The organism is Sphingomonas sp. BT-65, assembly GCF_026107375.2.
Classification (GTDB): Bacteria; Pseudomonadota; Alphaproteobacteria; order Sphingomonadales; family Sphingomonadaceae; genus Sphingomonas.
In genome coordinates this window covers 2,402,380-2,428,437 of record NZ_JAPCIA010000001.1, presented here as the reverse complement: position 1 = coordinate 2,428,437, position 26,058 = coordinate 2,402,380, and the positions used below count along the sequence as shown (strand labels likewise).

The window sequence follows — 26,058 nt, the reverse complement described above, 5'->3', positions numbered from 1 at the left end:
GCGGTAAGGAATCAAGGAACTAGCACGGTGTCCACGGCTTCCCGCGCCGTTTCGGGATAGTCGAGCGTATAGTGCAGCCCGCGGCTTTCGTGGCGGTGGAGCGCCGATCGCACGATCAATTCGGCCGCCTGGAGCAGGTTCCGGAGCTCGATCAGGTCGGGCGTCACGCGGAAATGGCCGTAATAGTCGGCGACCTCGTCGTTGAGCATCTTGATGCGGTGCGCGGCGCGCTCGAGCCGCTTAGTGGTGCGCACGATGCCCACATAATTCCACATGAAGCGGCGGATCTCGGTCCAGTTCTGCTTGATCACCACTTCCTCGTCGGAATCGGCGACGCGGCTTTCGTCCCACGGCCGGATCGCGGGGGCCGGGGGGAGATCGTCCCAGTTGGCGATGATGTGCTTCGCCGCGGCCTCGCCGAACACGAAGCATTCGAGCAGCGAGTTGCTGGCGAGGCGGTTGGCGCCGTGCAGCCCGCTCTCGGTGCATTCGCCGGCGGCATAGAGCCCGGGCAGGTCGGTGCGGCCGTCAAGGTCGATGACGATCCCGCCGCACGTATAATGCTGCGCCGGCACCACCGGGATCGGGCCCGCGGTCATGTCGATGCCCAGGCCGATCAGCTTCTCGTAGATGTTGGGGAAATGCCCTTTCACGAACTCGGCCGGCATGTGGCTGATGTCGAGATGGACATAGTCGAGGCCGTAGCGCTTGATCTCGGCATCGATCGCGCGCGCCACCACGTCGCGTGGCGCCAGCTCCATGCGCTCGGCATCGTAATAGGTCATGAAGCGCTTGCCGGTGGTCGGGTTGATCAGTCGCCCGCCCTCGCCGCGCACCGCCTCGGTGATCAGGAAGTTCTTGACTTCGAGATTGTAGAGGCAGGTCGGGTGGAACTGCATCATCTCCATGTTGGAGATGCGGCAACCGGCGCGCCACGCCATCGCGATGCCGTCGCCCGTGGCCCCCTTGGGCGCAGTGGAGAAGAGATAGGTGCGCCCCGCGCCGCCCGTTGCCAGGATCGTGGCGTTCGCGGTGAACAGCTCGACATGGCCGGTCGCGCGGTTGACGGCATAGACGCCCCACACATTGCCCGCGCCCGAATAGCGTTCCTCGTGGCGGCTGGTGGCGAGGTCGATCGCCACCATGTCCGGCACGAGCGTGATGTTGGGATTGGCGCGCGCGGCGTTGAGCAGTGCTTCCTGCACCGCCCAGCCGGTGGCGTCGTCGACATGGACGATGCGGCGCGCGCTGTGCCCGCCCTCGCGTGTCAAATGCAGCGAATCGCCATCGGCGTTGAACGGCACGCCGAGCTTCGCCAGCCGTTCGATCGCGGCGGGCGCGTTCTCGACCACGAACTCGACCGTGGCGCGGTCGTTGAGCCCCGCGCCCGCGATCATCGTGTCGGCGATATGCGCCTCGAACGTGTCGCCAGGCTCGAGCACCGCGGCAATTCCGCCCTGTGCCCAGGCGGTCGAGCCTTCGTTGAGCGCGCCCTTGGCCAGCACCGTCACCTTGAACCGGTCGGCCAGATTGATCGCCGCGGTCAGCCCCGCCGCGCCCGACCCGACGATGAGGACATCGCTCGTCTCAGCCATGGGATGCCCTCGTCAGGCTGAGGAAAACATCCTCCAGGTCCGCCTCGCGGGTCGAGACATCGACGATGCCGAACCCCGCGGCCTGGACCGCACCCAACACCTCGCCGGCATTCGCCTGGTCCTTGCGATAGGTGATGACCAGCGTGCGCTCGCCCTTCGCCTCGATCTTCTGGAAGCAGCGATTGTCGGGCACCGCGGCGATGTCGCGGTCCACCGTCACCTCGACCGCCTTTTCCTGCGTCTTGCCGACCAGCTCGCGTGTCGGCTCGTTGGCGATCAGCCTGCCATGGTTGATGATCGCGATGCGGTCGCACAGCTCCTCGGCTTCCTCGAGATAATGGGTGGTCAGCACCACCGTTACCCCGCGCTCGTTGAGCATGCGGACATAGGCCCAGAGCTGCTGGCGCAACTCGATATCGACGCCCGCGGTCGGCTCGTCGAGCACCAGCACGGGCGGCGCATGGACCATCGCCTTGGCCACCATCAGCCGCCGCTTCATGCCCCCGGACAAGGTGCGCGAATAGGCGTGCGCCTTGTCCTCCAGATGCACCGCGCGCAGCAGCTCCATCGAGCGCCGCTCGGCCTTGGGCACGCCGTACAGCCCCGCCTGGATCTCCAGCGTCTCCACCGGCGTGAAGAACGGGTCGAACAATATCTCCTGGTTGACGATGCCGATCGCGCGCTTGGCGTTGCGCGGATGCTGGTCGATGTCGAAGCCCCACACGCTGGCGCGCCCGCCGGTCTTGTTGACGAGGCCCGCGAGGATGTTGATCAGCGTCGATTTGCCCGCGCCGTTGGGACCGAGCAGCCCGAAGATCTGCCCGCGCGGTACGGTGAAGCTCACATCGTCGAGCGCCTGCTTGCCGCCGGCATAGGTTTTGGAGAGGCCTTCAATCTCGATCGCCGCGTCGCTCATGCGCGCTGACTTGGAACTCGCGATCCGGCTTGGCAAGCGAAACCGGCAGCCGGCACCGCGCTCACGCGGCGCGGAAACCAGCCTGGCGCGGCGGCTCGGCCGGAGTGCCGACCGGCGATGGAACGGGCCGCCCGAGCAGGAAGCCCTGAACTTCGTCGCAGCCCTCCCGCCGGAGCGCGTCGAGCTGGTCGTCGGTTTCGATTCCTTCGGCCAGGATCGGGATCGACAGGCTCTTGCCCAGCGCCAGGACGGCGCGGATGATCGCGATCGCTTGCGGGCTGCTCTCGATCTCGGCGACGAAGAACTGGTCGAGCTTGATCTTGTCGAACGGGAACGCCCGCAGCGTTTCGAGCGAGGAATAGCCCGTCCCGAAATCATCGAGCGCGACGCCGACACCCAGCGCCTTGATCTGACGCAGCACGTGCAGCGCACGCGCGCGGTCCGCCATGATCGCGCTTTCGGTCAGCTCGATCTCCAGGCGGCGCGGCGGCAATCCGGTTTCCAGCATGACGCGGTGGAACAATTGCGGCAGATCGGCATGGGCGAGCTGGACCGGCGACACGTTGACCGCGACGCGCGACTTGTGCGGCCATTGCATTGCGTCGGTGCAGGCGCGGCGCAGCACCCATTCGCCGAGCTGGAGGATCAGGCCATTCTCCTCGGCGATGGGAACGAAGACCGAGGGGCCGATGGTGCCGCGCTGCGGGTGGTTCCACCGTACCAGCGCCTCATAGCCGGTAATGTCGCCGGTGCTGACCGAGGCCTGGAGCTGATAGTGGACGTCGAGCTGGTTGCCTTCAATCGCGAGGCGCAGGTCGTTGGCAAGTTCCCGGCGTTCGCGGATCGCCTCGTCGAGTTCGGCGTCATAGTAGCAGGGGCCAAGGTGGCGCATGCTCTTGGCCCGGTACATTGCGAGATCGGCGTTGTTGGCCAGCACATCGGCCTCGCGCGCATCGTCGGGATAGACCGCGACGCCGATGCTCGCTCCGACGCGCGTCTCATATCCGCCGATCTTGAGCGGCGCGCGCAGGATCGCGTCGAGCTGCTCGACAAAGGCGACCAGCTCGACGCGATCCTCGATGTCGCGCAGCACGACGAACTCGTCGCCGCCCAGCCGCGCGACGGTGTCGGCGGTTCCCATCGCGCGCTCGATCCGGCCTGCGATCGCCACCAGCACCTGGTCGCCTGCCTTGTGTCCATGAAGATCGTTGACTTCCTTGAAACGCTCGAGATCGATCGCGATCGCGGCGAAGGAGGTGCCGGCGTGGCGGGCGCGAGCCAGCCGGGTGTCGAGCGCCTGCTGGAAATGCGTACGGTTGGGCAGCCCGGTCAGCGGATCGCTCATCGCCATGCGGCGCAGGCTGTGCAGCGCGTCGTTGCGGGTCTGGCGGTCCATGAACGCGGCCAGCACGCCCGCCGCGATCACCACCAGACCCACCAGCCCGGTGGCGAGGGCCAGCGCCACCATCGCATCCGGGCTGAGCGCCGAATCGTCGAGCCGCAGCGGCGTGACGCGGAGCGCGGTCATGGCGATGAAGTGCAGCGTCGCGATCGCGGTGACCAGCAATACGCTGCCCGTCGCAGCGCGATAATGGCCGGGTTTCGTCGAGCGAAGGACCGCGAATGCCGCTGCGGCAAAGCCGATCGCGCACAGCACCGAGACCGACACATAGCCCCAGCGCCACTGCGTGATGCCATCGATGCGATAGGCGGCCATTCCGACATAATGCATGCTGGTGATCGCACCGCCGAACACCGCTCCCCCCAGAACCGGCCAGATACGGCCCGGCCGGGTGGCGATGGCGATCCCGATTCCGGTCCCCGCGATCGCGACGAGAAGCGAGACGATCGTCAGTACCGGGTCGAGCGTCACCGGGACTTTTGCCCGATAGGCAAGCATTGCGACGAAATGCGTGCACCAGATCGTCGCGCCCGCGGCCATCGCGGCCAGCACGACCCAGCCGAACCGCTGCCACCCGCCGGCCTGGTTCGCCCGCTCGAAGGTTTGCGCGATCGCGAAGGCACCGGCGCAGCAGATCGCGACGGCAACCAGTACGAGCCAGGGATTATGGTCAATCGCAATGCAAAGTGCGACGTCGATCATGCGGTATGCTTTCGCTTGTGCGCCCGGCCCGGCTTGCCGGAAGGTCCATTCCGGCGCTTTTACGGGTCAAATGCTTGTGAGGACCTTAATTGTCGACCGAAGCCTCGCGCGCATCGAGGCAATTGCCGCCGCCGCGCGCCTTTGCTAACCGCGGCGCATGATCGCGCCGCCCGAAGTCACCCGCGTCACCCATCGCCGCGTCGCTTGCGACGGCGCGCAGGCCGGCATCCCGGCCGCGCTCGGGCATCCGCGCGTGTTCCTCGAGATCGACGAGCTCGGCTATGTCGATTGCGGCTATTGTGATCGCCGCTTCGTGCTCGTCGGCGGTCCCGCCGATGGCGCGGATCAGGGAGAATTGCCCGATCATCCGGCTGGTGCCAGCGCTTAGGCCGCCTATATTCCGAGGATGTACAGCGATCCCCGTGGCTTCCTCTATCGCGACGGCTTCGATGCCGACGCCGCCCAACGCCTGACCGCCTCGATCCTCGGCCGTGCCGAGGATGGCGAGCTCTATCTCCAGTACCGCAAGTCCGAGGCGTTCGGCTTCGATGATGGGCGGCTCAAGACCGCGTCGTACAACACCGATTCGGGCTTCGGCCTGCGCGCGGTGAGCGGCGAGACCACCGCCTTCGCCCATGCCAACGAGATCAGCGAGGCCGCGATCCGCCGCGCGGGCGAGACGATGGCGCTGATCGATCCGGCCAAGGGTCCGCAGGCCGCGCCGCCGCCGCGCACCAACCGGCACCTCTATACCGATGCCGACCCGCTCGACCTCGTCCCCTTCGCGGACAAGGTCAATCTGTGCCAGGCAATCGACGCCGCCGCCCGTGCCCGGGATCCGCGCGTGGTGCAGGTCTCCGTCAGCCTGCTCGGTTCGTGGAGCGTGGTCGAGATCGTCCGGCCTGACGGCTTCATCGCCACGGACGTCCGCCCGCTCGTCCGGCTCAACGTCTCGATCGTGGTCGAGGCGAACGGGCGGCGCGAGACCGGGAGCTTCGGTACCGGCGGCCGCGCGCTCTATGACCGGCTGTTCGAGCCGGAGACGTGGAACCGCGCGATCGACGAGGCACTGGCACAGGCTTTGGTCAATCTCGAGGCGGTCGATGCCCCAGCGGGCGAGATGACCGTGTTGCTCGGCCCCGGCTGGCCCGGCGTGCTGCTGCACGAGGCGGTCGGCCATGGGCTCGAGGGCGATTTCAACCGCAAGGGCACCAGCGCCTTTTCGGGCCGCATCGGCGAGCGCGTCGCCGCGCCGGGGGTCACCGTGGTCGACGACGGCTCGATCCTTGACCGCCGCGGCTCGCTCTCGATCGACGACGAGGGCACGCCGACGCGCGAGACGGTGCTGATCGAGGACGGCATCCTCAAGGGCTATATGCAGGATCGCCTCAACGCGCGGCTGATGGGCGTCGAGCCGACCGGCAATGGCCGCCGCGAGAGCTTCCAGCACGCGCCGATGCCACGCATGACCAACACCTTCATGCGCGCCGGAGGGGATGATCCCGCCGAGCTGCTCAGCCGGGTGAAGAAGGGCATCTTCGCAAAGTCGTTCGGCGGCGGGCAGGTCGACATCGTCTCGGGCAAGTTCGTCTTCTCCTGCACCGAGGCCTACCGGATCGAGGACGGCAAGCTCGGCGCGCCGATCAAGGGCGCGACGCTGATCGGCGACGGCCCCACCTGCCTCACCAAGGTGACCGGGATCGGGAATGACTTCGCCTTGGACGAAGGCATCGGCATGTGCGGCAAGGGCGGGCAGAGCGTGCCTGCGGGCGTCGGCCAGCCGACCTTGCTGGTCGAGGGACTGACGGTGGGCGGCACCGCGGCGTGACGCTGCGCCCGGCCGATATCGATGCCTATTTCGCGCGGATCGGCTGGTCTGGGCCGGTCGCGGCGGATCGCGCGACGTTGAACGCGATCGCCCTGCGCCATCCCGCCGCGATCCCGTTCGAGAATCTCGATCCCTATCTCGATCGTCCAGTTGATCTTGCGGCCGAGGTGCTGATGGCCAAGCTCGTCCATGGCGGGCGCGGCGGCTATTGCTTCGAGCAGAACGGGCTGTTGCGCCACATGCTCGAGGCGCTCGGCTTCGCGGTCACGCCGCTCTCGGGGCGGGTGGTGTGGAACATGGACCCCGAAGCGGTCACCGCACGCACGCATATGCTGCTTCGCGTCGAGCTGGCCGAAGGGCCCGTGCTGATCGATTCGGGCTTCGGCGCCGCCGTGCCCACCGGCGTGCTCGACCTGATCCCCGATATCGAGCAGCCGACCCCGCACGAGCCCTTCCGCTTCGCCCGCAACGGCGAGGAATGGCGCGCGCAGATCCGCATCGGCAGCGCGTGGCGCACCACCTATCGCTTCGATCTCTCGCCCCAGCACGAGATCGATTACCTAGTGGCCAACTGGTACACCTCGACCCATCCGAGCTCGCATTTCCGCCACGGCCTCACGCTCGCGCGCCCGCTTGCCGGGCGGCGGGTGAGCCTGCGCGGCAATGAATTCGCCCTCCACCCGCTCGGCGGCGCCAGCGAACGGCGCACGCTGGCGACGCCCGAGGAAATCGTCGCCGTGATCGAAGCGGATTTCGGCATCGCGATCCCCGATCGGCCCGCGCTCCTCGCGCGCCTGCACCGTGATCTCCCGGCACTGGCGGCGGGCTGATGGCGCTGGTCGAGCTCGGCCGTTATCCGCCGCCCGAGGCGCATATCGTCATCGGCCGGCTCGCGGCCGAGGGCATCGCGGCCATCGCATTCGATGCCGGGTCCAGCATCGTCGAGGGCAGTATCGCCGCACTGATCCCGGTTCGGGTGATGCTGGACGAGGACGATCTGCTTATTGCGCGGGAAGCGCTTAACACAGCCTAAAAATTAGGCAGCCATTCGCTGCTGCACAATTTTTTACCTTCGTGGCCCGCGCGCTTACCGCCGACTCCCGCGGAATCCGCACATTTCCGACTCTGGCACGCGCTTTGCTGATGGCCCTCCGGTCAATTGCGAAAGGGGGCGGAATGAAACTCGTCATCGCCATCATCAAGCCGTTCAAGCTCGATGACGTCCGCGAAGCGCTCACCGAGCTGGGCGTCGCTGGCATGACCGTGACCGAGGTGAAGGGGTTCGGCCGGCAAAAGGGTCAGACCGAGATTTACCGCGGCGCGGAATACAGCACCAACATGGTGCCCAAGATCAAGATCGAGGTGGTCTGCGCGAGCGATCTCGCCGCCCGCGTGGTCGAGGCGATCCAGGCCGCGGCCAACACCGGCGCGATCGGCGACGGCAAGATCTTCGTGCTCGACGTCGGTCAGGCGGTGCGCATCCGCACCGGCGAGACCGACCAGACCGCGCTTTGATGAAGGGGGTTTCGATGAAGAATGGCTTGAAACTTGCCGCAGGCGTGGGCGCCACGCTGTTCGCGGCGCTGCCTGCCTGGGCTCAGGAAGCGGCGGGCAACGTCGCCGAAGCGGCGCCTGCTGCCGCCGCCGCGTTCACGCCGACGGCGGAGATGGTGAACAAGGGCGATGTCGCCTGGATGCTGGTCGCCTCGGCCTTTGTGCTGATGATGTCGGTCCCGGCGCTCGCGCTGTTCTACGGCGGTTTGGTCCGCACCAAGAACATGCTCTCGGTGCTGATGCAGGTGCTGACGATCGTCTGCGTCGCGGCCTTGGTCTGGTTCGCCTGGGGCTATTCGATGGCCTTCACTTCGACCGGCTCGCCGTTCCCGCAACTGGTCGGCGGCCTGGACAAGGTCTTCCTCAAAGGCGTCGATCCGACCACCTTCGCGGCGACCTTCTCGAACGGCGTCTATCTTCCCGAATATGTCTTCGTGATTTTCCAGATGACCTTCGCCTGCATCACGCCGGCGCTGATCGTCGGGGCGTTTGCGGAGCGCGTGAAGTTCACCCCGCTGATCATCTTCGTGGTCGCATGGCTGACGCTTGCCTACTTCCCGATCGCGCACATGGTCTGGTACTGGGCGGGTCCGGACTTCCTGCACGCCACGATCGTCAAGGATGCCGCTGGCAACCTCGTATCGCAGGATGCCGGCCTGCTGTGGGGCTGGGGCGCGCTCGACTTCGCGGGCGGCACCGTGGTGCACATCAATGCGGGCGTCGCCGGCCTGATCGGCTGCCTCGTGATCGGTCCGCGCCTTGGCTACAAGAGCGAGCCGATGCCGCCGCACAGCCTGGTCATGACCATGATCGGCGCCTCGCTGCTGTGGATCGGCTGGTTCGGCTTCAACGCCGGCTCGGGCCTCGAAGCCAACGCATTCGGCGCGCTGGCCTTCATCAACACCTTCACCGCCACAGCAGCGGCGGGTGTGACCTGGGCAGTGATCGAGCAGATCATCCACAAGAAGCCGTCGCTGCTCGGCGCCGCCTCGGGCGTCGTCGCCGGCCTGGTCGCGATCACCCCGGCGGCGGGCTTCGCCCACCCCGGCACCGCGATCCTGCTGGGCGCGGCCGCCTCGGCGATCTGCTTCTTCTTCGTCACCACGGTGAAGAACAAGCTGAAGTATGACGATACGCTCGACGTGTTCGGCATTCACGCGGTCGGCGGCATCGTCGGCGCGATCGGGACCGGCATCGTCGCCGACCCGGCGCTCGGCGGCCAGGGCTGGATCGACTACACCGCCCCCGTCGCCAAGGCCGGCGCCTATGACATGGCCGGCCAGGTGACGACTCAGCTCTGGGCGGTCGGCACCACCGTGCTGTGGACCGGCGTGGTCAGCGCGGTGCTGTTCCTCGCGCTCAAGCACACGATCGGCCTTCGCCCGAGCAAGGAAGTCGAGACCGAAGGTCTGGACATCAACGAGCACGGCGAACGCGCCTACAACTATTGACGAGATTGGGGTCGCGCTCCGGCGCGGCCCCTAACTTCGTTCCTCCTGCGGACGACTGGGCCGGTGGCAAGTCCACCGGCCCTTTTTTTATGGTTTATCGCCATTTTACTTCGGCAGATGCACAGAAGACACGCTTGAAATAAAATTTTGGGCCGCATTGGCCCAATTCTGGTCAAGCCCTATACCCTGCGATGCGGCCGCAGAGCCGCCTGTAACAGGAGAGGACCATGACTAGCCTCCGTTTCGCGCGCCGCGTGCGCGCGTGCCTTGCCGCATCTTCGTTCATCGCGATCGCCGTCGCCGCCCAGGCCGCATTGGCGCAGGAAACCGATCCCGACGCCCCGGATGAAATCGTTGTGACCGCGACCAAGCGCGCGTCGACCGTGCAGGACGTTCCCTTCTCGATCAACGCGCAGACCGAGGAGTCGATCGAGCGCGCCAATGCGACCACCGTCGAAGACCTGTCGCGCAACATCGCCGGCCTCGCGGTGCAGAATCTCGGGCCGGGGCAGAGCACTGTCGCCGTGCGCGGCGTCTCCGCCGGCCAGATTGCACGCGACCAGCCCGGCGTGAAGGAGCAGGTCGGCGTCTATCTCGATGAATCGGTGATCTCGCTGTCGCTGTTCACGCCCGATCTCGACCTGTTCGATCTCAACCGCGTCGAGACGTTGCGCGGCCCGCAGGGCACGCTGTTCGGCTCCGGCTCGGTCGGCGGGACGCTGCGCTATATCACCAATCAGCCCACCACCGCGCGGACCGAAGGCAAGGTCGAGGCGAACATCAACCTCGTCGATGGCGACAGCTTCGGCGGACACATCAAGGGCGCGATCAACCTGCCGCTCAGCGGCAATGTCGCGCTCCGCGCGGTCGGCTATTACACGCGCTATGGCGGGTTCATCGATGCGCTGCGCGAAGGCGGCGGCGTGCAGGAGAACGTCAACACCGGCGAACGCTATGGCGGGCGGATCGCGCTGCTGTTCGAACCGACCAGCGAGCTCAGCATCACGCCGCGCTTTCTCTGGCAGAAGATCACCACCAACGGGTTCAACCGGCAGGAGGTCTACAACCTCTACGCCAACCCCTACACCACGACGCGGCCGGCGATTCAGCTCGGCGGCCGCCAGCAATATTTGCTGCTCGACGAGAGCTTCTCCGACGAGGTCAAGATCGCGGATCTCACCGTGAACTGGGAGCACGGGCCGGTCGCCGTCACCTCCGTCACCAGCTACACCGACCGCGACATCCGCGTCAGCCGCGATGCCAGCGCGTTGACCGGCAGCGTCTCGGTCGACCTCGGCTTCCCGACCGCAGGCGTACTGCTGCCCTCGAACCTGGTCGACACCACCAAGCTCAAGCAATTCACTCAGGAGCTGCGCTTCGCCTCGACCGGCAGCGGACCGTTCCAGTGGCTGGTCGGCGGCTTCTATTCGGATACAGACCGCCAATATGCGCAGCGGCTGCCGACGCCGGGCTATGACGCGGTCACCGATGCCACGTTGGGCGCGGGAACTTCGGCGGCAGTGGCGAACGGCTTTGCGGGCGACTCCCCCTACAACGCCGACATTCCCTACAAGCTCAAGCAGCTCGCGGTGTTCGGCGAGCTCAGCTACGAGTTGGCGCCGGGGTTAACCGCCACCGCGGGCGGCCGTTATTACGGCTATAACGAGGAGCGCACCTTCAAGTCGGGCGGCCTGTTCACCAACCTCGACAACAACCGCGACCGCACCTCGTCCGAGGGTTTCTCACCGCGCTTCATCCTGAGCTACGAAGTGGCGCCGCGCGTGACCCTCAACGCCCAGGTTGCCAAGGGCTTCCGCCTCGGCGGCGTCAACGATCCGCTCAACCTGCCGCTCTGCGACGGCGGTGCGCCCAACGGCCCCGACGCGCAGACCTTTGGCGGGCGGCCGCGCTACGACGATGAGACCTTATGGAACTACGAAGGCGGGATGAAGGCCCAGTTCGGCGGCATCACCTTCAACGTCGCGGGCTTCTATACCAAGATCAAGAACTTGCAGGTCACGGCGGACGCCGGCAGCTGCTCCTCGCGCATCGTGTTCAACGTACCTGAGGCGCATACAATGGGGCTTGAGTTCGAGCTGGCGGCGGAACCGGTGACCGGCCTTGATCTGTCGGTGTCCGGCAGTCTGGTCGAGGCGGAGTTCGACGCGACCATCGCGCGACCCAATGGCACGGTGATCGAGGGCATCCGTGACGGCAATCGTCTGCCATCGGTGCCCAAGTTCCAGATCTCCGCCAACGCGCAATATGGGTTCCCGGTGGGGCCGGACACTGAAGCCTATTTCGGCGCATCGTTCCAGCATGTCGGCAGCCGCTTCACCCAGCCGGGCGATCAGGAGAATAATCCGCGGACGTTCGTCCATGGTCTGCCGTTCGGCGGCGCTCCCGCGAGCGCGTCCACGGTGCTCGATCTCAAGCTGCCGGCCTATGAGCTGGTCAACCTCAGTGCCGGCGCGAACTTCCCGGGGGATCTCGGCGTATCGATCTACGTCAACAACCTGCTCGACGAGAACGCCCTGCTGGCATTCGATCGCGAACGCGGCGGGCGCGCCCGGCTGGGCTTCAGTGTGAGCCAGCCGCGCACATTCGGCCTGACGGTGCGCAAGGGTTTCTGAACGCAATCAGGGCCGGTGTCACAACCGGCCCTTTTCATCAACTGAGATCGGTGCGGATGAAATCGGCGCAACGCTCGCCGATCATGATGCTCGGCGCGTTGGTGTTCCCGCCGATCAGCCGCGGCATCACCGAGGCGTCGGCGACATAGAGGCCTTCGACGCCGCGCACGCGCAGCTTGGGATCGCAGACAGCGTCGGCATCGCTGCCCATCCGCGCGGTGCCCACCGGGTGATAGATGGTGTCCGCTCGCGCCCGGATCAGGCGTTCGAGCGCGGCATTGTCGTTCCGGTCGATTGGGTAGCGGTCGCGCGCCCCGAATGCGGCGAGCGGTTGCGCGTCCAGGATGCGGTACATCGTCCGGACGCCCTTGATGAGCAGGTCGACGTCGCGGCGGTCGGTGAGGAAACCGGGGTCGATCAGCGGCGCGGCGCGCGAATCGGGCGAGGCGAGCCGCACGGTGCCGCGGCTCTCGGGGCGCAGCACGCAGGCGTGGCAGCTATAGCCGTGCGCCTTGACCTTGGCGCGTCCATGATCCTCGACGATCGCGACGAGGAAGTGGAGCTGAATATCGGGCGCGGGCAGCGCGGGATCGGTCTTGAGGAACGCCCCGGCCTCGGCGAAGGGCGAGGTCATCGGCCCGCTGCGGGTGCGGAACCAGCGCGCCATCGCCGCCAGCCCCTTGAGCGATCCGATCAGCGAGCGGCCGAGGAACAAGCTGCCCTTGGTCTCGAACGCCGCGACATAGTCGAGATGGTCCTGCAAATTGCTCCCAACCTCGCCGCGCTCGATCCGCACCGGTAGCCCGAGCTCCTGGAGGTGCGCCCCCGGCCCGATGCCGGACAGCATCAGCAGCTGCGCAGTGCCGAACACCCCGCCCGCCAGCACCACCGCGCGCCGTGCCCGGATCACCTTGGACTGGCCGCCGCGCGAATAGGCGACGCCCCAGGCACGGCCGTCCTCGAACAGCACGCGCTCGACAATCGAGTCGCACAGGATCTCGAGATTCGGCCGCTCGGTCAGATAGCCGCGCGATGCCGTCCAGCGCTCACCGCCCTTCTGCGTCACCTGATAGATGCCCGCGCCCTCCTGCCGGGCGCCGTTGAAGTCGGCGTTGCGCGGGATCTGAAGCGATGCGGCGGCGTCGACGAACGCCGCGCTGCCGGGATGGACGAAACTCTGGTCGCTGACCTGCAGCGGTCCGTCACCGCCGTGCCACTCATTCGTCCCGCGCCCATTGGCCTCGCTGCGCTTGAACACCGGGAGCACATCGTCCCAACCCCAGCCAGTGGCGCCGAGCTTTTCCCAATTGTCATAATCCCAGGGATGCCCGCGGATATAGAGCATCGCATTGATCGCGCTCGATCCGCCCAGACCCTTGCCGCGCGGCTGGTAGCCGCGCCGGCCGTTGAGCCCGGGCTGCGGGACCGTCTCATACGCCCAGTTGGTCGCGGGTGTCTGCATCGCGATCGCACCGGGCATCAGCGTGCGGAAGCCGGTATTGCGCCCGCCCGCCTCGAGCACCGCGACCTTGTACTTGCCGTCCTCGCTCAGGCGGCCCGCGGCGGCGCTGCCCCCGGATCCGGCGCCGATGACGACGATGTCCGCCTCTTCCACTGCTCCCCCGCCTGTTCCCGCGCGCGCCAGCGCGCCTTGATCGTTTCGGATGTATCGCGGCTGCCGTCGTGGCTCCACCCCGGTGGCCCGAACATATAGCCGAGCCGTGCCTTCATGCCCGGCGCCGCCCACACATCCTTCGCGATCCCCCACCATTCGTGGAATGCCGCGCGGATCACGTTGAAGTCGGGCAAATTGTGGACGATGCCGTAGCGCGGGCGCTCGTCGTCGCGCTCGGGCTCGAACGTGCCGAACATCCGGTCCCAGACGATGAACACCCCGGCATAATTCTTGTCGAGATAGCGCGCGTTGGTCGCGTGATGGACGCGGTGATGTGAGGGCGTGTTCATCACCGCCTCGAACCAGCGCGGCAACCGCCCGATCATCTCGGTGTGGATCCAGAACTGATAGACGAGGTTCACGCCCGCGACGAAGAACACCATCGCCGGCGGGAAGCCAATCAGGAACAGCGGCAAGCGGAAGATGAAGCCCAGGCTGAAGAAGCCGGTCCAGGTCTGACGCAGCGCGGTCGACAGATTATAATGCTGGCTCGAATGGTGGATGACGTGGCTCGCCCAGAACCACCGCACGCGATGCGCCGAACGGTGGAAGACATAGTAAGCGAGGTCGTCGAGCACGAAGGCGAGGACGAACCAATACCAGGCATAGTTGATGTCGAAGAGCCGGAACTGGTGCACCCAGGTCGCCAGGGCGAACACCATACCGCCCGCCAGCACGCCGGCGATCGTGCTGCCGAAGCCGAGCATCAGCGAGGTCAGCGTGTCGCGCGGGCAATAGCGGCTGCGATCCTTGAGCCGCGCGACGACCATCTCCGCCGCCACGAGCAGGACGAAGGCGGGAACGGCCAGATCGACGGGATCGGGCAGGTTGGGCATCGCTCTCCTTACACATGTGTAAATAGGCTTGTCCGATGCGCGGACGCAATGGGGACGATCAGCTGCCCAGCGTGTCGGCGAAGGCGCGCACCGCAGCGATGTCGGCGACGGTGATCCGGAACATCTCGCCTGGCGAACCCTGCAAGGTGATCGTGGCGCCGTCCGGCCCGCCGTCTAGCATGGCAATTCGCGCGCCCGAGATCCGGCGGGCGCGGTGACGCGCACCCATTGGCTCGACCAGCACGAGATCGCCGGGGCCGCCCGCGACCGCGGCGAACTCACCGCTCGTCGAGACGATGCCGGCCTTGCCCTCGAATCCCGAGCTCAACGCTTCGGCGAGCCGGATCGCGTCCGCGCCGGTTTCCAGCCGCTGCGTGCCGCCGAGCTTCAGCAGCCAGGCCATGCCGGCGAGCGCCAGCACCGCCGCGAGCGAGCCCGCGGCCAGCCACCAGTTCATGCTTTCCCTGACAGCGCGTCGAGCATCGGGCGCAGGCCGTTCAAGTCGTAGCCCGCGCCCGCAGCCTGCTCGATCAGCCCGGCGGGATGTTCGCCACGGCTGGCCTCGGCCAGCGCCCACAGGTTGGTCGAGCGCGTGCCCGAGCGGCAATAGGCCAGCACGGGGCCGTCCACATTGTCGAGCACCTCGCGCATCGCCTCGACCTGAGTCGCGGAGAAGCCGGCATGGGTGATCGGGATGGCGTGATAGGCGAGGCCGAGCGTCTCGGCGACGGTGCGGATCGACTCGCCCTCGGGCTGGCCGGCTTCCTCGTCATCGGGCCGGTTGTTGACGATCGCCACGAACCCGGCGCGCGCGGCCTCGACGACATCGGCGGGATCGATCTGCGGGGCGACCGAAATGTGGTCGTTGATGCGGCGGATGCTGGCCATGCGTCTTCTCCTCAAGCCCCGTCGCGTATCACCTGCAGGAAGGCGTCGCCATAGGCGTCGAGCTTGCGCTCGCCGACGCCGCTGATCGTGGCGAGTGTCGCGCGGTCCTGCGGTCGGCGCGCGGCCATCTCGCGCAGCACCGAATCGTGGAAGATGACATAGGGCGGCACGCTCGCTGCCTCGGCCAGCTCGCGGCGCTTGGCGCGCAATGCCTCGAACAGCGGGGCGTCCTCGGGGGCCATTGCCGCCGCCGCCTCGCTGCGGCGCTTGCGGCCGCGCTCGGGTTCGGCAGCGAGCACCACTTCGACCTTGGCCTCGCCGCGCAGGATCGCGCGTGCATCGCCCCCGAGCGCCAGTCCGCCATGCTCGTTGGCGACCAGCACGCCGCGCGCCTGCAGCGCCCGCGCGACCGGCTTGACCAGCGCCATGTCCTCAGCGTCCGCGATGCCGAACACGGTGAGGCGGTCGTGCCCCCATTTCTCGATGCGCTCGTCGGTGGCGCCGCTCAGCACCTTCTCGAGATGCCCGACGCCGAAGCGCTGGCCAGTGCGATAGACCGCGGAGAGCAGTTTCCGCGCGGTCTCGGTCGCGTCGCGCACGCCGGGCGCGTTGAGGCAATTGTCGCAATTGCCGCAGCGCTCGGGCGGCGTCTCGCCGAAATAGCGCAGTAGCACGGCACGGCGGCACCCTGCGGTCTCGACGAGGCCTGACAGCGCATCGAGCCGCGCGCGCTCCGCTGTCTGCCGGTTCTGCGGCAGTTCGGTGAGCCATTCACGTGCGCGCGTGAAGTCGCCGGGCGCCCAGAAGAGGTGCGCCACCGCCGGATCGCCGTCGCGACCCGCGCGGCCGCTCTCCTGATAATAGCCCTCGATCGACTTGGGCAGTCCGGCATGCGCGACGAAGCGCACATCGGGCTTGTCGATGCCCATACCGAACGCGATCGTCGCAACCATCACCATGTCCTCCGAGCGGACGAACTCGGCCTGCGCACGGCGCCGCTGATCGGGCGGCATCCCGGCATGATAGAAGCGCGTCGGGCGCCCGGTCCCGGCGAGCGCCGCGGCAAGCTTCTCGGTGCGGTCGCGCGAGGTGGCGTAGATGATCCCTGCGCCCGGCGTGCGCTTGACCAAAGAGGCGATCGCCGAGCCCTTCGACGCGGTGCTGGTGATCGCATAGCGAATGTTGGGACGGTCGAACCCGGCGATGATCAGGCCGTCGGCGGGGATGCCGAGCTGTTCGAGGATGTCGGCACGGGTGTGCGCGTCGGCGGTGGCGGTGAGCGCGAGGCGCGGCAGCTCGGGAAAGGCGTCGAGCAGCGGGCGGAGCAGGCGATAATCGGGTCTGAAGTCATGGCCCCATTCGCTGACGCAATGCGCCTCGTCGATCGCGAACATCGACAGCTTCGCCTGGCGAAGCAGGTTGCGGAAGCCCTCGCCCGAGGCGCGTTCGGGCGCGACGTAGAGCAGGTCGAGCTCGCCGGCGCGGAAGCGCGCGATCGTCTCGTCGCGATTGTCGTCGGCGCTGGTCAGCGTCGCGGCGCGGATGCCCACCGCCTCCGCCGCGCGGAGCTGGTCGTGCATCAGCGCGATCAGCGGCGAGACGACGAGGCACGTCCCCTCCAACATCACCGCGGGCAGCTGGTAGGTCAGCGACTTGCCCGCGCCGGTCGGCATCACCGCCAGCGTGCGTTGGCCGGCGAGCACGCGATCGACCACGTCGTGCTGGACGCCGCGGAAATCTGGAAAGCCGAAAGTCGTGCGGAGGACGTCGCGCGGATTCATCGCAGGGCGTATAACGGGTGTCTCCCGGAAATGCGCGCCGATCGGCGAAGAATCATATAGGCTGGCGTACATGCCATCCGCAGGAGGTTCCGTGGACCCTGACGTCACCGACAATCGCGATCGCAGCCGCTTCGAGCTCGAGGAGGAGGGGCACACCGCCTTCGCCGCCTACCGCATCGACGGCGAGGTCATCACCTTCACCCACACCGTCGTGCCGCCCGCGCTCGAGGGGCGCGGCATCGCCAGCCGGCTGATCCTGCATGCGCTCACCGACGTGCGCGGCCGCGGCCTGCGGGTGATCGCGCAATGTCCGTTCGTCGCGGCCTATATCCGCAAGCATCCCGAATGGGCGGAGCTGCTGGCCCGGCCACTCGAATAGGCGCTCGACGAGCCCGGCTTCGCGCCGGAAGTTGTCAAAGTTCACACTACGTCCCCCCCCCGACTTGCCCTCCCGCACGCGGGTGCGGCGGGGACGTGGCCAGGAGAAGGTAACACTGCATACTGGAACATATGCAGAACAAATCCAACATTGCAAGTTGCGCGGCTAGAGCGCGGCGGGCTTCCCGTCGACGAGCTGGTGGGTGCAGAGCTGCGCCGCGGCGCTGTCGTCTTCGTCCAGCGCGGCCACCGCGACCCAGCCCTCGGCGCGCAGCTTCGCGGCGACCGCCGGATCGGTATCGACGGGGAGGAACAGCCGCCGCCGGTCGCCATTGGCGAGTCCCGCGTCGAGGATCGGATCGACGAATAGCGACATGCCGACGGCGGGCTCATACCCGTCCGCGCCGATCACCGAATAGCTGCCGCCGCGTCCGATCTCGCCGCGTACGCCGCGTGCGAACAGCGAGAAGCCGATCCAGCTCTGATATTCGAAGCCGTGGCGCTCGGTCGGGTCGAGCGTCAGCGCGACCTTGCCGGCGACCGCCTCGGCGACTGCGGTGAGGCCATCGAGCCGCGAGGTCAGTGTGCCGCCCTTGTCGTGCGTGCGCAACCGCGCGATTGCCGCGTCGAACGGTCCGGCGGCCTCGATCAGCGGCAGGAAATCCGGGTCGATCGCCGCGACGCCCGCCGCGTCCTTGGCGTCGAGCCGGTCGCGCAGCGCCGTCAGCTGCCCGGACACCATGCCGGGGGCGAGCTGCTCGACCAGGTCGGGCAGGGTGAAGTCGAGCGCGAGGCCGGCGACGCCTGCTGCCTCCAGCGCCTCGACCGCGACGGTCACGATCTCGCGCGCGGCGGCCACGCTGTCGCGGCCGATCAGCTCGCAGCCGATCTGGCGCATCGCGCGCTCGGGGCGGAGCTCGCTGGCGCGCAGCTTGAGCACGGTGCCAGCATAGGAGAGGCGCACGGGGCGCGGGTGGTGCGCCATGCGCGTCGCCGCGATGCGGCCGATCTGTGCGGTGATGTCGGGCCGGATCGCCAGCGTGCGGCGCGAGGCGGGATCGGTGAAGCGCACCGCGTCCTTGGCGCTCGCCGCCTTGAGCCGCGCGCCGAGCGATTCCTCGAACTCGGCGAGCGGCGGATCGACGCGCTCATAGCCATAGAGCCGCGCGACATCGAGCACACGCCGCTCAAGCGCCGCCGCCGCATCGGCATGCGGAGGCAGGCGATCGTGGAAGCCCTCGGGAAGAAGTCCGTTCATTTGTTCAATCCCGTCACCCCGGCCTCGTGCCGGGGTCCACTTGGCCGCAGGCGATGATGCTCGAGGCTCGAGCGTGCCGCTTGCCGCACTGTGGACCCCGGAACAAGTCCGGGGTGACGGATGAAACTAAAACTTCAGCGCCATCGCGGTCTTCACGCCGGGCAGCGCGCGGACCTGGGCGATCAGCTGGGGGGTCACCGCTTCGTCGACCGAGAGCAGCAGCACCGCCTCGCCACCCGCCTCGCGGCGGCCGAGGTGGAAGGTGCCGATATTAACCCCGGCATCGCCCAGCGTCGCGCCGAGGCGGCCGATGAAGCCAGGCGCGTCCTCGTTGACGACATAGAGCATGTGCCCGGCGAGATCGGCCTCGACCTTGATCCCGAACAGCTCGACCAGGCGCGGCGCCTTGTTGCCGAACAGCGTGCCGGCGACCGAACGTTCCCCCGCATCGGTCTTGACCGAGACGCGGACCAGCGTGTGGTAATCGCCTTCCTTCTCGGTCTTGACCTCGCGCACCTCAATGCCGCGCTCCTTGGCGAGGAAGGGGGCGTTGACCATGTTCACCGTGTCGGTCTGGGTGCGCAGGAAACCTGCCAGCACGGCGCTGACGATCGGCTTCTGGTTGACCTCGGTCGCCGCGCCCTCGCTGTGGATCGAGACGCGCGGGATGTTGCCATGGGCGAGCTGGCCGACCAGGCTGCCGAGCTTCTCGGCGAGCTCCATGTACGGCTTCACCCGCGGCGCTTCCTCGGCCGACAGGCTCGGCATGTTGAGCGCGTTGGTGACCCCGCCGTTGACGAGATAGTCGGCCATCTGCTCGGCGACCTGGATCGCGACGTTGACCTGCGCCTCGCTGGTCGACGCGCCGAGGTGCGGCGTGGCGACGAAGTTCGGCGTGTTGAACAGCGGGTGCTCCTTGGCCGGTTCGCTCACGAACACGTCGAGCGCGGCGCCCGCGACATGGCCCGAATCGAGCAGTTGCTTGAGCGCCGCCTCGTCAATGAGGCCGCCGCGCGCGCAGTTGATGATGCGCACGCCCTTCCTGGTCTTGGCGAGATTCTCGGCCGAGAGGATGTTGCGCGTCTGGTCGGTCAGCGGGGTGTGCAGCGTGATGAAGTCGGCGCGCGCGAGCAGCTGCTCGAGCTCGACCTTCTCGACGCCCATCTCGATCGCGCGCTCGGGGCTGAGGAACGGGTCATAGGCGACGACCTTCATGCGCAGGCCATGCGCGCGATCGGCGACGATCGAGCCGATATTGCCCGCGCCGATCAGGCCGAGCGTCTTGCCGGTCAGCTCGACGCCCATGAAGCGGTTCTTCTCCCACTTGCCCTGCTGGGTCGAGAGATCGGCCTCGGGCAGCTGGCGCGCAAGCGCGAACATGAGCGCGATGGCGTGCTCGGCGGTGGTGATCGAGTTGCCGAACGGGGTGTTCATGACCACCACGCCCTTGGCCGAGGCGCTGGGGATGTCGACATTGTCGACGCCGATCCCGGCGCGGCCGACAACCTTGAGGTTGGGCGCGGCGTCGAGGATCTCCTTGGTTACCTTGGTCGCGCTGCGGATGGCGAGGCCGTCATAATTGCCGATGATCGCCTTCAATTCCTCGGGGGTCTTGCCGGTGATCTCGTCGACCTCGACGCCGCGCTCGCGGAAGATCTGCGCGGCCTTGGGGTCCATTTTGTCGCTGATGAGTACCTTGGGCATTGTCTTGCTCCATCTCCCTCTCCCGCTTGCGGGAGAGGGTCGGGGTGAGGGTATGTGCGGGAGGCTGGCGGTGCGCTTGCGGATGGTTCGGGCCCTCACCCGATCTCGCTTCGCTCGGCCACCCTCTCCCGCAGGCGGGAGAGGGAATTAACCGGCCTTCGCCGACGCGTAGGCCCAGTCGAGCCAGGGGCCGAGCGCCTCGATGTCGGCGGTGTCGACCGTCGCGCCGCACCAGATGCGCAGCCCTGCCGGAGCATCGCGATATCCGGCGACGTCATAGGCGGCGTCCTCCTTTTCGAGGAGCGAGGCGAACGTCTTGATGAAGTCGGCGTCCGCGCCCTCGACCGTCAGGCACACGCTGGTCTTCGAGCGCGAGCCTTCGTCCAGTGCGAGATGGCCGAGCCAGTCGCGCTCCGCGACGATCGTGTCGAGCGCGGCGGCATTGGCGTCCGAGCGCGCGATCAGGCCGTCGAGGCCGCCGAGCGACTTCGCCCATTCGAGCGCGAAGATCGCGTCCTCGACCGCCAGCATCGATGGCGTGTTGATCGTCTCGCCCTTGAACACGCCCTCGGCGAGCTTGCCCTTGCTGACCAGGCGGAACACCTTGGGCAGCGGCCACGCCGGGGTGTAGCTCTCGAGCCGCTCGACCGCGCGCGGGCCGAGGATCAGCACGCCATGGCCGCCCTCGCCGCCCAGCACCTTCTGCCACGAGAAGGTGGCGACATCGATCTTGTCCCACGGCAGGTCGTAGGCGAATACGGCCGAGGTCGCGTCGGCGAAGGTCAGGCCCTCGCGATCCGCCGGGATCCAGTCGCCGTCGGGCACGCGCACGCCGCTGGTGGTGCCGTTCCAGGTGAACAGCACGTCGTCGGCGAAGTCGACCTGGCTGAGGTCGGGCAGCTGGCCGTAATCGGCGCGGATCACATTGGGATCGAGCTTGAGCTGCTTGACGGCGTCGGTGACCCAGCCCTCGCCGAAGCTCTCCCAGGCGAGCGTGGTCACGCCGCGCGCGCCGAGCATCGTCCACATCGCCATCTCGAACGCGCCGGTGTCGGAGCCGGGGACGATGCCGATGCGGTGGGTGTCGGGGAGCCGCAGCATCTCGCGCATCAGGTCGATGCAATAGGCGAGACGGTTCTTGCCGAGCTTCGAACGATGCGAGCGTCCGAGGACCTCGACGGCGAGTTTCGACGCGTCCCAGCCCGGAGGCTTGGCGCAGGGACCGGAGGAGAAATGGGGGCGGGCCGGCTTGGCGGCGGGCTTGGCAATGGACGCAATTCCGGCGTCGGCGGCAGTCACTTCAGTCATATAGACTCTCCTTGCAGAGAGCACGCGCGGCGTTGGGACCGCGTGGCCCGCCGGCGGCCCTAACGGCAAGGCCTGCGAAGTCAAGCAAAGAGCGGCCGGCGGAATAGTATCTTTTGAACCCTTCCCTTCCCCGGGGAGGAATTGACGGTTGTGGCGGATTCGGACCAGCCGCTACAGTCGCTACGATGCGTATCCTGTCGGTCCTGCTGCCCGCCCTGCTCCTGACAGCCTGTTTCGGCGGCGGCGATCGCGAGCCCCCGAAGCGTCCCGGCATCCGGCCTGACCCGCGCGGCCCGGTGACGCTCAACCTGCCGACCAGCCGCGAGACCAAGCAATGCTATGCCGACCTGTCGGCCGCGGGCGTGCGGTTCAGCCCGCTGCCCGACCGCGACTATGGCGGCGGCTGCCAGGTGATCGGCGCGGTTCAGCTGATCGACATCGGCCTGCCGGTGACCAATCTCAAGGGCATGCGCTGCCCGCTTGCACGCACCTTCATCGCCTGGGTGCGCAACGCCGCGGTGCCGGCGGCGCGCGAGATCCTGAACGGCGAACTGGTGCGGGTCGAGACCTTCGGCACCTATTCGTGCCGCGGCATCATTGGCGGCGGGACGCGCGCGGCGGGGCGCGTGTCGGAACATGGCCTGGGCAATGCCGTGGACGTCGCCGCCTTCATCCTGCGCGACGGGCGGCGGATCAGCGTCGAGCAAGGCTGGAACTCGGACGACGAGAAGGTGCGGGAGTTCTTGCGCATCCTCCATCGCTCGGCATGCCGCCGCTTCGCCACCGTGCTCGGCCCCGACTACAATGCGGCGCACGACAACCACTTCCATTTCGACATGGGGCGCGGGCCGTTCTGCCGCTAAGGCTGGTAGGGGCCGCCCGGCGAACTCCACGTCCAGGCCGGCATCGGCATGTCCGCGTCGGGCGGCGGCACGCCGGCCTGCGAGTTCATCACCGCCAGCCGTGAGCCCCATTCGAGATAGCCGACCAGGCTGGCGCGGAACTCGGGATCGTCGGCAAGGTCCAGCGAGTCGGCGGTATCGAGCAGCAATGCCATCCAGCGGCGGCGCTGGTAATGGGTGAGGTGGCGGTCCATGTGGCGCGAGATCATGCCGGCATGCGACCCGCCGGCTTGCGAATAAAGCCTAGCGCCGCCCAGCACTTCGGTGACGAAGCGCGCGACATGTTCGGCATGGTGCGGGTCCATCGCGGCGAAGACCGGGGCGAGCACGGCATCTTCGCGCACACGTTCGTAGAAGCGGGTGAAGATTCGCGCGAACGCCTCGCCGCCGCCGGCCCATTCGGCGAGCGAGGGCGGGCCTGACGCGGGCTCGACCGCTTGCGGAATGTCGCTCATCCTGGTGCTCCCTCGCGCCGGCGGGCAGCTTGGCAGCGCGGCCGTGCCGGCGCAACCGGAACGCGGACCCCGCGGTTGCGATCTTGGGAAGTCCCGCGATCTCGGCTAGGGGCCGGTGATGACAGACACCAAAGTGCCCTCGCGCGTCTTTCCGCGCGCACGCCAGGATGCCGAGACCGCCGCGACCGGCGTGTCCACCCCGCAGACCGAGCATCCCGCCTATCGCCTCGCCTTTCAGGACATGGACTTCCTGCTGCGCGAGGATCTGCGTCCCGTCCGCTTCCAGCTCGAGTTGCTCAAGCCGCAATTGCTGCTCGACGAGGCCAGAATCGCCTCGACCTTCGTGATCTATGGCTCGGCACGGATTCCCGAACCGGCCAAGGCGCAGGCGCTGCTCGACCTCGCCACCGACGCGCCTTCGCGCCGCATCGCCGAGCGGCTGATCGCCAAGTCCAAATATTACGACGTCGCGCGCGAGCTCGCCGGCCTGGCGAGCTGCTACCCGCTGGACACCGACGGGCAGCGCCATTTCGTGGTGTGCTCGGGCGGCGGCCCGTCGATCATGGAGGCGGCGAATCGCGGCGCGACCGAAAAGGGCTGCGAATCGATCGGGCTCAACATCGTGCTGCCGCACGAGCAAGCGCCCAACGAATATGTGACGCCCTCGCTGTCGATGCAGTTCCACTATTTCGCGCTGAGGAAGATGCACTTCCTGCTCCACGCGCGCGCGGTGGCGGTGTTCCCCGGCGGGTTCGGCACGTTCGATGAATCGTTCGAGCTGCTGACGCTGATCCAGACCGGCAAGATCGCGCCGATCCCGGTGCTGTTCTACGGCAAGGAGTTCTGGAGCCGCGTCGTCAATTTCGAGGCGCTGTGCGAGGAGGGCGTGATTTCCCCGCGCGACCTCGACCTGTTCCACTTTTGCGAGACCGCGGAAGAGGGTTGGGCGATCGTCCAGAAATTCTACGAGGACCGCGAGGAAAGCTGATCGTCGCCCCGGCGCAGGCCGAGGCCGCTATGTGGCGGGACTTTTAGCTAATAACTTGGCAGCCCCGGCCTTCGCCGGAGTGACGGTGAGTGGCTCAGTGGCCCTTCTTCGCTGCCTCGGTCGCTGCCGCCGGATCGACCGACGGCGCGCCGCTCGCCGGGGTGCCGGCATTGCCCAGCTCGGTCGAGTTGGCATCAGGCGCCGCCGCATTGTCTGCACCCTCGCCAGCGGCCGGCGCCGCCTCGGCCGCCGGGAGCGGCAGGTTCGAGCCCTGCGCGTTCATATAGGCGATGACGTTGGCGCGCTCCTGCGGGTCGGACAGGCCCGCGAAGGTCATCTTGGTGCCCGGCGCGTACTTGCGCGGCGAGGCGAGCCACTGGTCGAGCGCCTCGAAGGTCCAGTTGCCCGGCACGCCCTTCAGCGCGTCCGAATAGCCGAAGCCCGCGATATGGCCGTGCGGCTTGCCGACCGTCGCCCAGAGGTTCGGGCCGACGCCATTGGCGCCGCCGCTGGTGATGGTGTGGCACGCCGCGCACTTGGCGAACGAGGCCTGGCCCTTGGCGACATCGGCCGTGGCGAGGCGGTTGGCGATCGGCGCCGCTGCGGCCGCGCCGCCACCGCCCTCGCCGCCGTCCGCGCTCTCGACCGGATAGCCGGCCTTTTCGGGCTTACCGCTATGATAGACCATGCCGCTGGCGATCGACAGGCCCAGCGCCGAGGCACAGCCGAACAGGACCCAGCCTGCGATCGTGTTCATGCGATTGTCCATTGCGCGCCCGTTTGCCCCAGAGTTGATATGACGTGTCGGTTGGCGCGATCCTTTAGTGCGGCCTTTTGCACACCGCAACCCGGGCTTGCTCGGCTTCCTCCACCTCGCTAATCGCGCCCGCCAATGGAAAATTTCGCCGCGCCCGCGCGTCCGATCGTCGCACGCATGACGCAAGCCGCGCTTGCCGAGCCCAAACGTGCTGTCGCGTTTCAGGGCGCGCCGGGCGCCAATTCGCACATGGCGGCGCTCGAAGCGTTCCCCAATGGGCTGCCGCTGCCGTGTTTCAGCTTCGAGGACGCGATTGACGCGGTGCGCGAAGGCAAGGCCGATTGCGCGATCATCCCGATCGAGAATTCGCTGCACGGCCGCGTCGCCGACATCCATTTCCTGCTGCCCGAATCCGGCCTCACGATCATCGGCGAGCATTTCCTGCCGATCCGCTACGCGCTGATGGGCCTGGGCGAGCGTTCGGGCGTGCGCCAGGCGATGAGCCACCCGCAGGCGCTCGGCCAATGCCGCCACTGGCTCAAGGGGCAGGGCATCGCGCCGCTCGCCTATCCCGACACCGCCGGCGCCGCCGCGGTGGTGGCGGAGGACGCGGACCCGGCGACCGCCGCGCTCGCGCCGCCGGGCGCCGCGCCGCTCTATGGCCTCACCATCTTCGAGAACGACGTCGCCGACGCCGACCATAACATGACCCGATTCGTCGTGCTGGCGCGCACCGCGCCGCCGCTGCGCGACCATGGGCCGTACATGACGACCTTCATCTTCGAGGTGAAGAACGTCCCCGCCGCGCTCTACAAGGCGCTGGGCGGCTTCGCGACCAACGGCGTCAACATGACCAAGCTGGAGAGCTACCAGCGCGGCGGCAGCTTCGCGGCGACCGAGTTCTACGCCGACATCGTCGGCCGACCGGGGGATCCGGCGGTCGACCGCGCGCTCGACGAGCTCAAGTTCCACACCAAGTCGATGCGCCTGCTCGGCACCTATCTGCAGGCGCGTGCGCGGCCGGAATAGGCTCGCGTGCCCGCCCGG

Annotated in this window: 24 protein-coding genes; 11 read left to right on the top strand and 13 right to left on the bottom strand. The window is 67.6% G+C overall.

All coding sequences use genetic code 11. From position 1 onward, the window contains the following. Positions 1-11 precede the first annotated feature (11 nt). From nadB to OK349_RS11560, 3 genes are all read right to left on the bottom strand, one after another. Positions 12-1,595: an L-aspartate oxidase gene (nadB, locus tag OK349_RS11570; protein ID WP_265117952.1), complete on the bottom strand. Its 1,584-nt coding sequence runs from the start codon at positions 1,593-1,595 to the stop codon at positions 12-14. Next, positions 1,588-2,511, bottom strand: coding sequence for an ABC transporter ATP-binding protein (locus OK349_RS11565; protein ID WP_265117951.1), 924 nt, complete (start codon positions 2,509-2,511; stop codon positions 1,588-1,590). Before OK349_RS11565 ends, nadB begins: the two co-directional genes overlap by 8 nt. 61 nt (positions 2,512-2,572) lie before the next feature. Beyond that, entirely contained in the window at positions 2,573-4,615 is a 2,043-nt protein-coding gene (locus OK349_RS11560) for a putative bifunctional diguanylate cyclase/phosphodiesterase (protein ID WP_265117950.1), read from the bottom strand. 157 nt (positions 4,616-4,772) lie between these two features. Here OK349_RS11560 and OK349_RS11555 point away from each other — a divergent pair, with 157 nt between their 5' ends. From OK349_RS11555 to OK349_RS11525, 7 genes are all read left to right on the top strand, one after another. After that, positions 4,773-5,003: a zinc-finger domain-containing protein gene (locus OK349_RS11555; RefSeq protein WP_265117949.1), complete on the top strand. Its 231-nt coding sequence runs from the start codon at positions 4,773-4,775 to the stop codon at positions 5,001-5,003. 18 nt (positions 5,004-5,021) lie between these two features. Continuing rightward, the gene (gene tldD / locus OK349_RS11550; protein ID WP_265117948.1) at positions 5,022-6,443 is read left to right on the top strand and encodes a metalloprotease TldD; all 1,422 of its coding nucleotides are present in this window, start codon (positions 5,022-5,024) and stop codon (positions 6,441-6,443) included. After that, positions 6,440-7,273 (top strand): arylamine N-acetyltransferase family protein, encoded by an 834-nt coding sequence (locus OK349_RS11545; RefSeq protein ID WP_265117947.1) that lies wholly within the window; start codon positions 6,440-6,442, stop codon positions 7,271-7,273. The genes tldD and OK349_RS11545 overlap by 4 nt, the downstream gene beginning before the upstream one ends. Beyond that, complete coding sequence (locus OK349_RS11540; RefSeq protein ID WP_265117946.1) at positions 7,273-7,476, top strand: DUF2007 domain-containing protein; 204 nt, start codon at positions 7,273-7,275, stop codon at positions 7,474-7,476. The genes OK349_RS11545 and OK349_RS11540 overlap by 1 nt, the downstream gene beginning before the upstream one ends. A 143-nt stretch (positions 7,477-7,619) precedes the next feature. Further along, on the top strand, positions 7,620-7,958 hold the full coding sequence (locus OK349_RS11535) for a P-II family nitrogen regulator (RefSeq protein ID WP_265117945.1): 339 nt from the start codon (positions 7,620-7,622) through the stop codon (positions 7,956-7,958). A 14-nt stretch (positions 7,959-7,972) separates the two neighbouring features. Continuing rightward, positions 7,973-9,448 carry an ammonium transporter gene (locus OK349_RS11530; RefSeq protein ID WP_265117944.1) on the top strand — a complete coding sequence of 492 codons (1,476 nt, stop codon included), beginning with the start codon at positions 7,973-7,975 and terminating at the stop codon, positions 9,446-9,448. Between the two features lie 227 nt (positions 9,449-9,675). Continuing rightward, positions 9,676-12,081 (top strand): TonB-dependent receptor, encoded by a 2,406-nt coding sequence (locus tag OK349_RS11525; protein WP_265117943.1) that lies wholly within the window; start codon positions 9,676-9,678, stop codon positions 12,079-12,081. Between the two features lie 37 nt (positions 12,082-12,118). On the opposite strand, the gene OK349_RS11520 is transcribed toward OK349_RS11525, so the two are convergent. Genes OK349_RS11520 through recQ form a run of 5 tightly spaced genes read right to left on the bottom strand, consistent with a single transcriptional unit; the run spans position 12,119 to position 17,261 of the window. Next, positions 12,119-13,696, bottom strand: a complete 1,578-nt coding sequence (locus OK349_RS11520; protein ID WP_265117942.1) for a GMC family oxidoreductase — start codon at positions 13,694-13,696, stop codon at positions 12,119-12,121. Next, the gene (locus OK349_RS11515) at positions 13,630-14,592 is read right to left on the bottom strand and encodes a sterol desaturase family protein (protein ID WP_265117941.1); all 963 of its coding nucleotides are present in this window, start codon (positions 14,590-14,592) and stop codon (positions 13,630-13,632) included. The genes OK349_RS11520 and OK349_RS11515 overlap by 67 nt, the downstream gene beginning before the upstream one ends. A gap of 58 nt (positions 14,593-14,650) precedes the next feature. Beyond that, positions 14,651-15,049, bottom strand: a complete 399-nt coding sequence (locus OK349_RS11510; protein WP_265117940.1) for a hypothetical protein — start codon at positions 15,047-15,049, stop codon at positions 14,651-14,653. Next, positions 15,046-15,480: a protein tyrosine phosphatase family protein gene (locus tag OK349_RS11505; protein ID WP_265117939.1), complete on the bottom strand. Its 435-nt coding sequence runs from the start codon at positions 15,478-15,480 to the stop codon at positions 15,046-15,048. Before OK349_RS11505 ends, OK349_RS11510 begins: the two co-directional genes overlap by 4 nt. Positions 15,481-15,491: 11 nt before the next feature. Continuing rightward, positions 15,492-17,261: a DNA helicase RecQ gene (recQ, locus tag OK349_RS11500; protein ID WP_265117938.1), complete on the bottom strand. Its 1,770-nt coding sequence runs from the start codon at positions 17,259-17,261 to the stop codon at positions 15,492-15,494. A 91-nt stretch (positions 17,262-17,352) separates the two neighbouring features. On the opposite strand from recQ, the gene OK349_RS11495 reads away from it, so the two are divergent. Beyond that, the gene (locus OK349_RS11495) at positions 17,353-17,640 is read left to right on the top strand and encodes a GNAT family N-acetyltransferase (protein ID WP_265117937.1); all 288 of its coding nucleotides are present in this window, start codon (positions 17,353-17,355) and stop codon (positions 17,638-17,640) included. 165 nt (positions 17,641-17,805) lie between these two features. Here OK349_RS11495 and OK349_RS11490 read toward each other — a convergent pair whose 3' ends face one another. The 3 genes from OK349_RS11490 to OK349_RS11480 form a co-directional block, all read right to left on the bottom strand. Further along, positions 17,806-18,897, bottom strand: a complete 1,092-nt coding sequence (locus OK349_RS11490) for an ATP phosphoribosyltransferase regulatory subunit (RefSeq protein WP_265117936.1) — start codon at positions 18,895-18,897, stop codon at positions 17,806-17,808. A gap of 126 nt (positions 18,898-19,023) precedes the next feature. Further along, entirely contained in the window at positions 19,024-20,601 is a 1,578-nt protein-coding gene (gene serA / locus OK349_RS11485) for a phosphoglycerate dehydrogenase (RefSeq protein WP_265117935.1), read from the bottom strand. Positions 20,602-20,748: 147 nt separating this feature from the next. Beyond that, on the bottom strand, positions 20,749-21,909 hold the full coding sequence (locus tag OK349_RS11480) for a phosphoserine transaminase (RefSeq protein ID WP_265117934.1): 1,161 nt from the start codon (positions 21,907-21,909) through the stop codon (positions 20,749-20,751). A 185-nt stretch (positions 21,910-22,094) separates the two neighbouring features. On the opposite strand from OK349_RS11480, the gene OK349_RS11475 reads away from it, so the two are divergent. Beyond that, entirely contained in the window at positions 22,095-22,772 is a 678-nt protein-coding gene (locus OK349_RS11475; protein ID WP_265117933.1) for an extensin family protein, read from the top strand. Here the strand turns inward: OK349_RS11475 and OK349_RS11470 are convergent. Then, on the bottom strand, positions 22,769-23,266 hold the full coding sequence (locus OK349_RS11470; protein WP_265117932.1) for a group II truncated hemoglobin: 498 nt from the start codon (positions 23,264-23,266) through the stop codon (positions 22,769-22,771). The two genes, OK349_RS11475 and OK349_RS11470, sit on opposite strands and share 4 nt — an antisense overlap. Before the next feature lie 118 nt (positions 23,267-23,384). Between OK349_RS11470 and OK349_RS11465 the strand changes: the two genes are divergently transcribed. Beyond that, positions 23,385-24,254, top strand: a complete 870-nt coding sequence (locus OK349_RS11465; RefSeq protein WP_265117931.1) for an LOG family protein — start codon at positions 23,385-23,387, stop codon at positions 24,252-24,254. Positions 24,255-24,348: 94 nt separating this feature from the next. On the opposite strand, the gene OK349_RS11460 is transcribed toward OK349_RS11465, so the two are convergent. Next, positions 24,349-25,023 carry a c-type cytochrome gene (locus tag OK349_RS11460; RefSeq protein WP_265117930.1) on the bottom strand — a complete coding sequence of 225 codons (675 nt, stop codon included), beginning with the start codon at positions 25,021-25,023 and terminating at the stop codon, positions 24,349-24,351. A 123-nt stretch (positions 25,024-25,146) separates the two neighbouring features. On the opposite strand from OK349_RS11460, the gene OK349_RS11455 reads away from it, so the two are divergent. Then, positions 25,147-26,040: a prephenate dehydratase gene (locus OK349_RS11455; RefSeq protein ID WP_265117929.1), complete on the top strand. Its 894-nt coding sequence runs from the start codon at positions 25,147-25,149 to the stop codon at positions 26,038-26,040. Positions 26,041-26,058: the final 18 nt, after the last annotated feature.

Coding starts and splice junctions, on each gene's coding strand:
- nadB (WP_265117952.1), bottom strand. CDS start 1,595: ATGGCTGAGACGAGCGATGTCCTCATCGTCGGGTCGGGCGCGGCGGGG.
- OK349_RS11565 (WP_265117951.1), bottom strand. CDS start 2,511: ATGAGCGACGCGGCGATCGAGATTGAAGGCCTCTCCAAAACCTATGCC.
- OK349_RS11560 (WP_265117950.1), bottom strand. CDS start 4,615: ATGATCGACGTCGCACTTTGCATTGCGATTGACCATAATCCCTGGCTC.
- OK349_RS11555 (WP_265117949.1), top strand. CDS start 4,773: ATGATCGCGCCGCCCGAAGTCACCCGCGTCACCCATCGCCGCGTCGCT.
- tldD (WP_265117948.1), top strand. CDS start 5,022: ATGTACAGCGATCCCCGTGGCTTCCTCTATCGCGACGGCTTCGATGCC.
- OK349_RS11540 (WP_265117946.1), top strand. CDS start 7,273: ATGGCGCTGGTCGAGCTCGGCCGTTATCCGCCGCCCGAGGCGCATATC.
- OK349_RS11535 (WP_265117945.1), top strand. CDS start 7,620: ATGAAACTCGTCATCGCCATCATCAAGCCGTTCAAGCTCGATGACGTC.
- OK349_RS11530 (WP_265117944.1), top strand. CDS start 7,973: ATGAAGAATGGCTTGAAACTTGCCGCAGGCGTGGGCGCCACGCTGTTC.
- OK349_RS11525 (WP_265117943.1), top strand. CDS start 9,676: ATGACTAGCCTCCGTTTCGCGCGCCGCGTGCGCGCGTGCCTTGCCGCA.
- OK349_RS11515 (WP_265117941.1), bottom strand. CDS start 14,592: ATGCCCAACCTGCCCGATCCCGTCGATCTGGCCGTTCCCGCCTTCGTC.
- OK349_RS11510 (WP_265117940.1), bottom strand. CDS start 15,049: ATGAACTGGTGGCTGGCCGCGGGCTCGCTCGCGGCGGTGCTGGCGCTC.
- OK349_RS11505 (WP_265117939.1), bottom strand. CDS start 15,480: ATGGCCAGCATCCGCCGCATCAACGACCACATTTCGGTCGCCCCGCAG.
- recQ (WP_265117938.1), bottom strand. CDS start 17,261: ATGAATCCGCGCGACGTCCTCCGCACGACTTTCGGCTTTCCAGATTTC.
- OK349_RS11490 (WP_265117936.1), bottom strand. CDS start 18,897: ATGAACGGACTTCTTCCCGAGGGCTTCCACGATCGCCTGCCTCCGCAT.
- serA (WP_265117935.1), bottom strand. CDS start 20,601: ATGCCCAAGGTACTCATCAGCGACAAAATGGACCCCAAGGCCGCGCAG.
- OK349_RS11480 (WP_265117934.1), bottom strand. CDS start 21,909: ATGACTGAAGTGACTGCCGCCGACGCCGGAATTGCGTCCATTGCCAAG.
- OK349_RS11475 (WP_265117933.1), top strand. CDS start 22,095: ATGCGTATCCTGTCGGTCCTGCTGCCCGCCCTGCTCCTGACAGCCTGT.
- OK349_RS11470 (WP_265117932.1), bottom strand. CDS start 23,266: ATGAGCGACATTCCGCAAGCGGTCGAGCCCGCGTCAGGCCCGCCCTCG.
- OK349_RS11465 (WP_265117931.1), top strand. CDS start 23,385: ATGACAGACACCAAAGTGCCCTCGCGCGTCTTTCCGCGCGCACGCCAG.
- OK349_RS11460 (WP_265117930.1), bottom strand. CDS start 25,023: ATGGACAATCGCATGAACACGATCGCAGGCTGGGTCCTGTTCGGCTGT.
- OK349_RS11455 (WP_265117929.1), top strand. CDS start 25,147: ATGGAAAATTTCGCCGCGCCCGCGCGTCCGATCGTCGCACGCATGACG.